Annotated in this window: 11 protein-coding genes; 5 read left to right on the top strand and 6 right to left on the bottom strand. The window is 46.5% G+C overall.

Annotated features, from left to right (window positions below; all coding sequences use genetic code 11):
- Window positions 1–26: 26 nt before the first annotated feature.
- Window positions 27–716 carry an N-acetylmuramate alpha-1-phosphate uridylyltransferase MurU gene (gene murU / locus FTU50_RS09215; RefSeq protein ID WP_168381355.1) on the bottom strand — a complete coding sequence of 230 codons (690 nt, stop codon included), beginning with the start codon at window positions 714–716 and terminating at the stop codon, window positions 27–29.
- Window positions 716–1,729 (bottom strand): aminoglycoside phosphotransferase family protein, encoded by a 1,014-nt coding sequence (locus FTU50_RS09210; RefSeq protein ID WP_005177470.1) that lies wholly within the window; start codon window positions 1,727–1,729, stop codon window positions 716–718. Before FTU50_RS09210 ends, murU begins: the two co-directional genes overlap by 1 nt.
- Window positions 1,730–1,849: 120 nt before the next feature.
- On the opposite strand from FTU50_RS09210, the gene FTU50_RS09205 reads away from it, so the two are divergent.
- Both FTU50_RS09205 and FTU50_RS09200 read left to right on the top strand, forming a co-directional pair.
- The gene (locus FTU50_RS09205; protein ID WP_180046264.1) at window positions 1,850–4,330 is read left to right on the top strand and encodes an LPS-assembly protein LptD; all 2,481 of its coding nucleotides are present in this window, start codon (window positions 1,850–1,852) and stop codon (window positions 4,328–4,330) included.
- On the top strand, window positions 4,330–5,628 hold the full coding sequence (locus FTU50_RS09200; RefSeq protein ID WP_016658233.1) for a peptidylprolyl isomerase: 1,299 nt from the start codon (window positions 4,330–4,332) through the stop codon (window positions 5,626–5,628). Before FTU50_RS09205 ends, FTU50_RS09200 begins: the two co-directional genes overlap by 1 nt.
- Window positions 5,629–5,760: 132 nt before the next feature.
- On the opposite strand, the gene hfq is transcribed toward FTU50_RS09200, so the two are convergent.
- The 4 genes from hfq to tsaE form a co-directional block, all read right to left on the bottom strand.
- Window positions 5,761–6,279: an RNA chaperone Hfq gene (gene hfq, locus FTU50_RS09195; RefSeq protein WP_104472242.1), complete on the bottom strand. Its 519-nt coding sequence runs from the start codon at window positions 6,277–6,279 to the stop codon at window positions 5,761–5,763.
- A gap of 92 nt (window positions 6,280–6,371) precedes the next feature.
- Complete coding sequence (gene miaA / locus FTU50_RS09190; protein WP_163145865.1) at window positions 6,372–7,316, bottom strand: tRNA (adenosine(37)-N6)-dimethylallyltransferase MiaA; 945 nt, start codon at window positions 7,314–7,316, stop codon at window positions 6,372–6,374.
- A 6-nt stretch (window positions 7,317–7,322) separates the two neighbouring features.
- Window positions 7,323–9,305, bottom strand: a complete 1,983-nt coding sequence (mutL, locus tag FTU50_RS09185; protein WP_180046270.1) for a DNA mismatch repair endonuclease MutL — start codon at window positions 9,303–9,305, stop codon at window positions 7,323–7,325.
- The gene (gene tsaE, locus FTU50_RS09180) at window positions 9,295–9,774 is read right to left on the bottom strand and encodes a tRNA (adenosine(37)-N6)-threonylcarbamoyltransferase complex ATPase subunit type 1 TsaE (protein ID WP_075166770.1); all 480 of its coding nucleotides are present in this window, start codon (window positions 9,772–9,774) and stop codon (window positions 9,295–9,297) included. The genes mutL and tsaE overlap by 11 nt, the downstream gene beginning before the upstream one ends.
- 128 nt (window positions 9,775–9,902) lie before the next feature.
- Here tsaE and FTU50_RS09175 point away from each other — a divergent pair, with 128 nt between their 5' ends.
- The 3 genes from FTU50_RS09175 (at window position 9,903) to FTU50_RS09165 (ending at window position 11,789) form a co-directional block, all read left to right on the top strand.
- Window positions 9,903–10,805: an RluA family pseudouridine synthase gene (locus tag FTU50_RS09175; protein WP_180054550.1), complete on the top strand. Its 903-nt coding sequence runs from the start codon at window positions 9,903–9,905 to the stop codon at window positions 10,803–10,805.
- 112 nt (window positions 10,806–10,917) lie between these two features.
- Window positions 10,918–11,253 carry a type II toxin-antitoxin system RelB/DinJ family antitoxin gene (locus FTU50_RS09170; protein ID WP_005177448.1) on the top strand — a complete coding sequence of 112 codons (336 nt, stop codon included), beginning with the start codon at window positions 10,918–10,920 and terminating at the stop codon, window positions 11,251–11,253.
- A 92-nt stretch (window positions 11,254–11,345) separates the two neighbouring features.
- Window positions 11,346–11,789 carry a GNAT family N-acetyltransferase gene (locus tag FTU50_RS09165; RefSeq protein ID WP_005177446.1) on the top strand — a complete coding sequence of 148 codons (444 nt, stop codon included), beginning with the start codon at window positions 11,346–11,348 and terminating at the stop codon, window positions 11,787–11,789.
- Window positions 11,790–11,801: the final 12 nt, after the last annotated feature.

Genomic DNA, 11,801 nt, shown 5'->3' with positions numbered 1-11,801 from the left:
GCAGCGAGTGCTTAGTGAATATGCACTTAAGCGTACACACCTTGCTGAATTTGTTGATCCAGTGCATTTAATCGCTCAGGAGTGCCAACATCTACCCAGACACCCTGCAATTTGCTGGCGGCAATTTTTTCATCCTGCATGGCCTGTTTCAATAACGGTGCCAGTGGACGCTTGCCACCTTCCAGGCCCTGGAACATCTGCGGATCAATCACGGCAATACCGCTATAGGTCAGATTTTCACCCGATTTACCCTGATCAAAGGTATAGGCTTTTTGTTCCGATAAGGTGAAATCGCCTTGCGGATGCTGTGCCGGATTCTCTACCAGCACCAGATGCGCCAGCTGACTCTCTAGCTGTACCGACAATAATGGCGCAAAATCCATGGTGGTCCAGACATCGCCATTGACCAGAATAAAGGGCTCATTGCCGAGCAGCGGCAGCGCGTTAATAATCCCGCCTGCGGTTTCCAGACCTTCGCCTTCATGCGACCAGAGAATATTAACGTCAAACTGGCTGCCATCCCCCAAAGCCTGAGCCAGTTTTTCACCCAGCCAGGCGGTATTGATCACAATTTCGGTTACGCCAATGCGCTGCAGTTTTTCGATATGCCAAACAATCAGCGGCTTACCGCCCACTTCCAGCAAGGGTTTAGGCGTATGCAAGGTTAAAGGACGCATCCGGTTACCTAAACCGGCAGCAAGAATCATGGCTTTCATCAGGCAGCTACCTCATAACGGCCATATTTGGCTTCAAATGCCGGCATAACTTTTTCACGAATAAACTGCATAAAAGGCTGCAATTCGGCATAAGGCTGCGATTCTTCCAGTAGATACCACATCACGCGCGGCAAATCTTTTAAGTAACCCGATTTGCCATCACGCTCGAACAGGCGCACAAAAATACCCAGAATCTTGATATGACGCTGAATCGCCATCAGGTCGGCGTCTTTCTTGAACTGCTCAAAATCACGCTCCTGCTTGGCGCTTTCTGGCAACAAATCATAAAAGGTTTTAAACCAGCGATAGACACGATCTGCATTCCACTGCACATAGGCATCGCGGGTAATTGAAATCAGATCATAGGTATCGGCGCCAATTACCGCATCCTGAAAATCAATCACCCCAAGTTCGGTTTCACCTGCAATTTTCATCAGGTTCCGGCTGTGAAAATCACGATGTACAATCACTTGTGGCTGGGCCAAAGCCGCATTGGCCAGAATAGCAAAGGTACGCTTGATTAACGCGCTCTCTTCTGCGGTTGGCTGAATCTGTAATGAGGGCAACATCCAGTCGGTGAGCAGCTCCATTTCACTGATCAGTTTTTCATAGGAATAGTCCGGGAAATGGCCTTCGCCAGCAATGGACTGCAATTGGATCAGCTGCTTAAAGCTTTGTGCATAGTAGTCATCGACAGTCTGTTCATTTAACAGGGTCGAGAGCAATACATCACCAAAATCTTCCAGTAGCAAAAAGCCCTGCTGCAGATCTTTGGCGATGATATGCGGCACGCGTACACCATGCGCATCAAAAAATTCATCAATCGTCACAAAAGGACCACAATCTTCTTTTTCTGGTGGTGCATCCATCAGCATAAATGTTTTATTATTCAATTTGATTCGTGCATAACGACGGAAGCTTGCATCGCCTGCTAAAAAATGAGTTTCAAATTGATCTGAACCGAGTACAGATGTAATCCATGTTTGTATCAATTGTTCACGTTGTGTATTCATTTGCAATAAATTCTAATACAGGCTGAGTTTTTAAAGTGCTAAGTGTAGCTACTTCTGCGCTTTTTCTCTATGATGCGACAATAATTAATTGCGATTAAGCACTCTTGGTTAATGAGACAAATGAAGCATCAGTTTAAATTTAATCCTTTAGCGACTGCGATCTTGACCCTGTTATGTGGACACGCGATGAGCAGTCATGCAGAGACCACAGAGCCCGCTTCATCCATCACCAATCAACAACTCAAACAGAGCATTCAGGATGCTTATCCGGGCCAGTCGTTTTTTGAACAGTATTATGTCGATAAAACCGCGCCGGAAGCCCAGCAGCGTTTTGGACAAGAGCTGAGTTCAGCCTATTGTCAAGGCGCCTGGGTCACGCCAATTAGCCCGGACACCGTGGCCGTTGCTGCTGAAGAAGCCACCTCGACCGTTACCGCTGATTATGGTCACTATAATCCTAATGGGGATTCGGTTTTAGAAGGCAATGTGGTCATTGACCAGCAAGGCCGCCAGATTCGTGCCGATAAAATTACCATTGACCAGACCCAGACCTATGCCAGTGCCGAAGGCCGGGTACAAATGGCGCAAGCCGGTTTACTGGCGCAAAGCGACCAGATCAATTACAACCTGAAAACCCAGCAAGGCGATTTACACAACAGCTTCTATATTGCAGAAGAACAGCACGCACATGGCATGGCGGAAAAGATTGCCCGCACTTCAACCAATACCTTGGTATTGAACAATGCCACCTATAGCACCTGCCCGCCTGAACAGGCACCGACTTGGAAAATTCAGGCCGATGAAATCAAGCTAAATCAGGAAACCGGTCGCGGTGAAACCCGTAGCACCAAGCTGTATGTAAAAGATGTACCGGTGCTGGCGGTGCCATATTTTAACTTTCCGATTGATGACCGTCGTACTACCGGTATTTTGACCCCAAGCTTTGGCTTTACCAATGATGGTGGGGTTGAACTGGCGGTACCGGTCTACCTGAACCTGGCTCCAAACTATGATGCCACCGTGACACCACGCTATATTGGTGACCGCGGCCCGATGCTGGAAGGTGAATTCCGCTATCTGACCGAGAATTTTGGTCAGGGTCAGATCTGGGGCGGCTACCTGGCCTCTGACAATAAATACAATGATGAAGATCGTAAGGATTTTCACTTTCTGCATAACTGGCAGATTAACGAGCAGTTCAATACCAATCTGGAATATAACTACGCTTCAGATAAAGACTATTTTGCTGACTTAAACAACAACCCGAACTCCAGAACCGACCTGAACTTACGCCGCGCCTGGGAACTAAATTATCGCAATGGCATTCCGGGTTTAAGAGCGCAGCTAAAAGTTGAAGATTTCCAGACGCTGGACCCAACTATTCCAGATGAAGACCGTCCGTATGCGCGTTTACCACAGTTCTTATTGAACTATAAAACCGGGAATCCTCAAGGTTTCCAGCTTGAATTCAATCACGATACTGCTTATTTCAAAAAAGATATCAACCATCTTGAAGGTCATACCAATGATCTAAATACGTATGAGCCAAGCGGTACCCGTATCTATAACGATTTTAAAGTACGTTATAATTACCGCAACCCGTGGTCTTTTGTAATTCCAGAAGTGTCACTTCGCAACGTCAATACTTTCTTTGATAAAGACACCATCGCGTTTTATGACAATAACAGCGGTACTCTGACCAATAGCTCAAGTGAAAATAAATCGGTAACAGTACCGCAGTTTACCCTGGACGCCGGCCTGACCTTTGAAAAAGAAGGCCGCTTCCTGCAAACCATTACCCCGCGTGCCTTCTATGCCTATGCACCGTATCAGAATCAGGATGGCCATCCAAACTTTGATTCAGCCACCGCTTCCATTAACTATGACCAGCTGTTTAGTCCGTACCGTTTCTATGGTCATGACCGCCTGGAAGACAACAACTTCCTGTCACTCGGTTTAAGCTACAGCCTGTTTGATGAAGTAGGTTTAGAGCGGATTCGTGCCAGCCTGGGTCAAAGCTTCTTCTTTGAAGATCGCCGTGTGACCTTGGAAAATACTGCAGACAGCTTTGATACCGAAAGCCGCACCGGCCCGGTAGTGAGTCTGGCCAGCCAGTTAACCGAAAACCTGAATATTGGTGCCAATGCCGCCTGGATGTCAAACGGTGACAATGCCCAGCGCGATCTGCACCTGTTCTATACCGGTGAACAAGGCAATTTATACAATGTCGGCTATATTAACCGTCGTCATATTCCAAACCGTCAGGATCATTATGATCAGGTGGTGGCCTCGTTCATTCAACCGGTCTACAACAACTGGCGTATTCTGGGTCATGCCCAATACGATTTGGACAATAGCGTCGCCCGTGAATATTTACTCGGTGTGAACTATGAATCCTGCTGCTGGGGCATCTCGGTCTACGGCCGCTCTTATTATAATGATCTGGATGATGTCTCCGATCACAACGTCAAGCCGAAACGCGCCATCATGGCCGAATTAAACCTGAAAGGCCTCGGCAGTTTCAACAATAAACTTGCATCTTTACTTGAAAACCGTATTTTAGGGTTTAATAGAACTAATCAAACTTGGACACAACGTTAATGAAGACACCACAGTTAAAACAATTTTTTAAAGCCACTGCCTTAGCTTTATGTATTTCTTCAGCTGCACCTGCTTTTGCACAAACTGTAGATCAGGTCGTGGCCGTGGTGGATAACAGTGTCATCCTACAAAGTGATTTAGCGCAAACCGCTGCCGAAATGCAGCAACAATTACAGGCACAAAACAAAACCGTGCCACCGGCCCAATATTTACAACAACAAGCCTTAGAACAACTGATCGTGCGTCAGGCACAGCTGGAACAGGTCAAACGTTACAACATCAAACCTGATGAAAAAGCATTAAATGAAGCGGTGATGCGTGTGGCCCAGCAAAATGGCAGCAAAAGTCTGGAAGATTTCCAGCAGAAAGTCGACCGTATTGCACCGGGGACCTATGCCTCTTTACGCAACCGTATTGCTGAAGATTTGGCAATTAACCGTCTGCGTCAGCAAGTCGTGATGTCGCGAATTAAAATTAGCGATCAGGATGTCGATAACTTCCTGAAAACCCCGCAAGGTCAGGCCGCTTTAGGCAGTCAGGCGCATGTGTTGCATGTGCGCGTATCCGGTGAAAATGCACAGGCCACCGCGGAACAGGTTAAAACTGCACTGAATAACAGCAATGACCTCAATGCCATTAACAAGCAGTTCAGCACAGCTGCCACCAAAGTTGAATCGGCTGATATGGGTTTCCGCAGCCTTTCTGAAATTCCGGCTGAACTGGCTGCACGTGTAAGTGCACTTGACGTCGGTCAGACCACTGAGCTGATTGCAGTCAATGATGGTATTCATGTGCTGAAACTGGTCGATCGTAAAGCCGGTGAACAGCGCGCGCTGGTCCCACAATATCAAACCCGTCATATTCTGATTCAGCCAACAGAAGTGGTGAGCCCAGAAAATGCCAAGCACATGATTGACAGTTTGTATAACCGCCTCAAAGCCGGTGAAGATTTTGCAGTGTTGGCCGGTACTTTCTCAACCGATACTGGCTCTGCCCGTGATGGCGGTAGCTTGGGCTGGGTTAGCCCAGGGGTGATGGTGCCTGAATTTGAACAGCAAATGAAAAGCACCCCGGTAGGTGAAATCAGCCAGCCGTTTCAAACCCAGTTTGGCTGGCATATTCTACAGGTGACAGATACACGTCAGCAGGATATGACCCGCGAATATCAGGAACGTATGGCACGCCAGATTTTAGGTGAACGTCAGTTTGATACCGAACTGGACAGCTGGTTACGTGAAATTCGCAGCAATGCCTTTGTCGATATTAAAGATCCAAACCTGGACCGTAAAAACAACTAGGTCTTAAAAATGAAAAACCAGTGCCTGCACTGGTTTTTTTAATTCTGGCTTTTCATCTTGCCATCAATAGCAATAAAAAAACCGCTGAATTCAGCGGTTTTTTTATAAGAGAACTTAAGCCCTTAATATTGATTAACGGTTGTTGTCATCTTCTTGAGAATCTTCAAATTTAGAGTCGTTGTCAAAACCAGAAGCTTGACTACCGAAGCCAGCGCCTTGACCGCCAAAGCCGCCTTGACCACCGAAGCCAGCACCTTGACCACCGAAACCACCTTGACCGCCGAAGCCGCCTTGACCACCGAAGCCACCTTGACCACCGAAGCCGCCGCCTTGACCACCGAAGCCGCCTTGACCGCCAAAGCCACCACCTTGACCGCCGCCGAAGCCACCGCCTTGACCACCGAAGCCACCAGCGCCTTGAGCACCAGCAGGTGCACCAGCAGGACGTGGATTACGTGCAGGTACAACTGTAGAAATCGCGTGTTTGTAAACCATTTGGCTTACTGTATTTTTTAATAGCACCACATACTGGTCAAAAGATTCGATATGACCCTGTAATTTAATACCGTTTACAAGGAAAATAGAAACTGGAATACGTTCTTTACGGAGAGAATTCAAGAACGGATCTTGTAAAGTTTGACCTTTAGACATGTTATAACTCCAAAAATAATTAAAAATCAGCGCAAAAACTATCTTTATTTTTCAATTAAAATTTATAAAAAAGACAGTTCATAAATTTTGCTTTATCCGTAACAGTTTCGCAAGTCTTCTTGAGCCTGCTTTATCGTAAAATATGTTTGAATTTTATGCGACTCCTGCAACGATCTGAGCCAAGTATATTGACGTTTTGCAAGTTGTCGTGTTGCAAATAGGGCCTTATCCTCCATTTCGTGCTTTTTATTGAGACTTTTATCACTTTTCTTTAGAAATTCTAAAACTTGTCGGTATCCAACAGAGCGCATAGAGGGTAAATTCTCATCTAAATCGTATTTTTCAATAAGTTTTTCTACTTCATTCAAAAAACCCATTGACCACATTATTTCTAATCGTTTTTCTATACGTTGATGTAATTCTACCCGATCTGGCAGCAAGGCGTGATTATGAAAAGTGTAACGATATGGTACATTTTTGGGTTGTTCTGCTTGTAGTTTGGTAATGGGCTGGCCGGTTAACTTGAACACTTCCAAGGCCCGGATAATCCGCTGCTTATCGCTGACTTTAAATTTCTGTCCGGCTAAAGCATCTACTGCGCACAATTCGGCATACACGGCTTCCCAGCCCTCACGTGCCGCCTTATCTTCAATTTCAGCACGCACCGCATAATCTGCACTTGGCAAATTACTGGACAACCCTTCCAGCAAGGCCTTGAAATACAGCATAGTTCCGCCCACCAGAATCGGGGTTTTGCCACGCGCATGCATATCATCAATTAAAGCACAGGCATCTTCTACAAACTGCGCAGCAGAATACACCTCTAAAGGGGTAATAATATCAATCAGATGATGCGGATAACGCGCCTGCTCGGCTTTGCTTGGTTTGGCGGTGCCAATATCCATATCCTGATACACCAAAGCGGAATCGACTGAAATCAGCTCAAAATGCCCCAGTTCATAGAGTTCACACGCCAAAGCAGTTTTACCGCTTGCAGTAGGTCCCATTAAATTGATGACCGGCAATTGATTTGACATGTACCACTACTCTCCTCGAGCAAAAAGTTTATCTAATTGAGCCAATGGAAAGGCACGCCAGGTCGGGCGGCCATGATTACATTGGCTGGCAAATTCGGTTTGTTCCATCTGGCGCAGCAAGGCGTTCATTTCAGACAGGCTGAGCATACGATGCGCACGCACGGCACCATGACAGGCCATGCCGGCCAGAATCTGATCACGTTTTTGTAGCAGCGCTTGTGCTTCATCGGCCGGGTCCAGATCATTCAACAATTCAGGAATCAGCGCATCAAAATTGGCCTTATGCAAAATCGCCGGCACCCCACGCACAATCACCTGCTCATCACCATATTGATCCAGATCCAGCCCTAAACGTGCCAGCTGCGGTTTTAGCTCTTCAATCCGCATCGCCTGCATCCGGCTAATGCTAATCACTTTAGGAATTAGCAGCTGCTGTGAGGTCCAGAATTCCGGCTTATCCCAAGCCGATTTCATTTGCTGTAATAAAATCCGCTCATGCGCCGCGTGCATATCGACAATAATCAAGCCTTCGGTATTTTGCGCCAGAATATAAATTCCGTGTAACTGGGCAATGGCAATCCCAAGCGGATGTTCATCTACCGGAGCTGGCTGCGTATCACCTGCGGCCGACTGTGGGCTGGACAATGCAGATTCATCCAGCTCACGTAACGGTGCCAGATAGCTTTTTAGCGCATTGTTCAGCTGCTGTGAGCCGGTATAGCCATTGCTATAACCGGTATTCTGACCACTGGCCATTTTCTGGCCTTGTGGCAATGCATAATCCACACTTTGCGGGCGGGCATCGCTAAAATCTGTCAGTAATTCTGGTGCCGCCTGATTAGATCCTGGCACGATGGCTTCGGCTGCTTTATGCAGCTGGAACTGTTCCTGATAACGTGGCTGCGCCGCAAACACCGGCTCCGAGGTTTCAGTTTTCATGGCCGTGGCCAAGTCGGCACTGGCGGTTTGGAACTGTGCCAGGGTTTCTTTGCCATAATGACGCACAAACTCATGCACTTCACGCTGGTTTAAAAAGCGGATTTCATGCTTGGTTGGATGCACATTGACATCAATATTTTCAGGTTCAACTTCCAGAAACAGCAAATACGCCGCATGCTGATGACCATGCAAAATACCATCATAGGCCATGCGCAGCGCATGTGAGATGGTCTTGTCTTTAACAATCCGGCCATTTACATAGACATATTGTAAATCGGCCTGTGCCCGCGCATCGGAAGGATGGCCCAACCAGCCCGACAGACGCATGCTGATACTATCGGCATCAATCCAGTAAGCATTTTCGGTAAACTGTCGTCCCAGCAATTGCTGTACACGCTGAAAACGCAGCTCGCCGCTGTCAGCAACCGGCAGGTTCAGCTTGATGCTGTTATTATGTTCCAGCACAAAACGGATATCAAAATGCGTCAGTGCCAGACGGCGCACAATTTCTTCAATATGGCCAAATTCGGTACCCGGCTTTTTTAAAAATTTACGGCGTGCCGGCACATTAAAAAACAGATCCTGCACCCGAATATGGGTTCCTTTCGACGCAGCCACCGGCACAATCTCCTGATGATCAAAAGCCGTGCCATTCACTTCAACCTGATAGCCCACCCCTTCATCTGTCTGGCTGCTGATCAGGCTTAAACGCGATACTGCGGCAATGGATGCCAGTGCTTCACCACGAAAACCGAGGCTGACAATGGCATGCAGATCATCGGCAGTTTGAATTTTACTGGTGGCATGACGCATCACTGCCAAGGGCAGATCTTCAGGATGAATGCCGCGCCCATTGTCAATAATTTCAATCAGGGTACTGCCGCCCTGTTCCACCCGGATAATCAGTTCGGTCGCACCGGCATCAATCGCATTTTCTAATAATTCTTTGACCACAGAAGCCGGACGCTCAATAACTTCTCCGGCGGCAATCTGGTTGGCCAGTGCCGGATCAAGCGCGCGGATACGACGTGTACTTAAATCAGCCGACATGGGTAAAATTCTGCTCCAGAGCGTGTTGCAAAGCGGCAGAAGACGAGTTGAGAGTTGCGGTGCGGCTCAGTTCATCTTCAGACTTTAGAATATTAATAATCAGGTCCGGTGCTGGAATTTCATCCCCACCTTTTGATGGCCATTCAAATAAAAATAAGGCGTTTGCTGTATCCAGATAATCGCGGATGCCCATCAGCTCCAGTTCATACGGGTCATTCAGGCGATACAGGTCAAAGTGGAAAATATCCTGACCATTGACCTGATACGGCTCCACCAGGGTATAGGTGGGACTTTTTACCGATCCCTGATGACCTAAGCTTTGTAACAGATAACGGGTTAGCGTGGTTTTCCCTGCGCCCAAATCCCCAATCAGATAAATCACCCCGCGCGGGAAATGCGCCGCCAAAACCTGAGCCAGATTTTGGGTCTCTTGTTCATTGTTCAGGTTCAGACAAAATGAATACTGCATAATACTCGCGACATGATTCAAAACAGCAATTATGATAGCATCGCAGCCGTTTAAAAGCCTATTCGACTGCGTCAGAATCTGTATTTTTTCACAGCATTTGTTACCTAATTTGAGATGTGCACCCGTTCATGAGCTCCACTGCCGATTTTATTCCCCCGATGATTAATGGCGTTAGCGCCAGCAAAGTTTATTTGCAGCTATCATCGGCACGTACAGTGTATGCCTACCTGTGCCAGCAGTTTCCGCATATTTCCGCTGCTGAATGGCAGTCGCGCTTTCAGGATGGGCTGGTCTATGATGCGCACGGTCAGCGTCTACACATCGACAGTCCTTTTCAGGCGCATACGCACTGTTTTTACTATCGTTTTTTGGCCCATGAAGTAACGGTGCCGTTTCAGCATCAGATTTTATTTGAAAATGAAGATTTGCTGGTGGTAGATAAACCACATTTTCTGACCATGAGCCCAACCGGACAATATGTGCAGCAAACCTTACTGGTGCGTTTGAAACAGCAAACTGGCAATGAACAGCTGACCCCGATTCACCGTTTAGACCGGGAAACTGCCGGCGTGGTGCTATTTTCCAAACAGCCGGCCAGTCGTGGTCTTTATCAGCAAATGTTTGCCGAACGTCAGGTCCGCAAGACCTATCATGCGATTGCACCTTTTCGTGCCGATTTAAGTTTTCCTTGCACCACCCGTTACCGCATGGAAAAAGGTCAGCCGTTTTATACCATGCAGGTGGTGGATGGAGTACCCAACAGCGAAACCGATATTGAGCTGTTAGCGCATAACGGTCATTTGGCAAAGTATTTGCTTAAACCTGTCACCGGTAAGCAGCATCAATTGCGGGTGCATTTAAATCAGCTTGGAATTGCTATTTTAAACGATCCATTTTATCCGCAGGTGCAGCATAAAACGGAAGATGATTTTTCTGCGCCTTTACAGCTTCTGGCCAAAGATATTTGCTTTCAGGACCCAATCAGCAAAGCAGCAATGGCGTTTAGCTCCCAATTTGACCTGACACTGTAATCTAATTGTCATTACATTTATTTCAATTTTTCCTGTGTATGAATATTGAAATTACAAATGGTTAGATTAAAATGTGTCTACACAGTTAAGTGCACTTAAATTAATTAAAATCATGAGAAAAACTGAAGTTTATCAAATTCGCCTGGATTCTCAGGAAAAGAAACAGGCTTTTGCCGTGTTTAAACAGTTGGGGATTACACCGGCACAAGCGGTTCGTCTGTTCTTTAAACAGGTCGTTCTGACCAAATCTATTCCTTTTTCTATCGAAAACCAGAATATTAATCTGGAGCAGCTGATCAAGTTAAGAAAGCTCAAGCAAGAACAGCAAAATACTCAGGCCACACCCACACCTGCGCCCGTCAGCACCGACACTTCCCCACTGGACGATGAAGATCTGGACCTGTTTGCCGAATTAAATGCCCTCTTGGGTGAAACTGACAAAAGTTAACAGTGTTGTATTTATAAACAATATTTTAATTTAATCTGCTAAAAACTTGGTTATGCTGCATAGACAACAATAAGATATGCAGGGAGTCATGGATGATTGTCAGACGCGCAACCGTAGCAGATCTCGAGCAGCTGGCCGTATTATTTGATGAATATCGTCAATTTTATGGTGCATCTTCTAACCTGAAGCTTTCACACCAGTTTTTACAACAGCGTTTTGAAAATCATGAAAGTGTGATTTTTATTCATGTGAAAGATGAGGTGATTACCGGTTTTATCCTGCTGTATTTAGGCTTTTCTTCGGTGGCCTGTACCACCTATTATATTCTGGATGATGTCTATGTGACGCCGGTCTATCGTCGTCAAGGCTCGGCCAAACAGCTGATTGATACCGCAATTCATTTTGCCCGTCATAACAATGCACTACGGATTAGTCTGCAAACCCAGAACAACAACTATCAATCGCATCAACTGTATGAACAGATGGGCTTTATTAAAGACAATGAGTTTCAGACCTACCACTGTTTCTTAAAATAGCCCAATCTATTA

Source organism: Acinetobacter sp. YH12112 (assembly GCF_013418945.1).
GTDB classification, from domain to species: domain Bacteria; phylum Pseudomonadota; class Gammaproteobacteria; order Pseudomonadales; family Moraxellaceae; genus Acinetobacter; species Acinetobacter indicus.
This window is presented reverse-complemented; position numbering and strand designations above follow the sequence as displayed.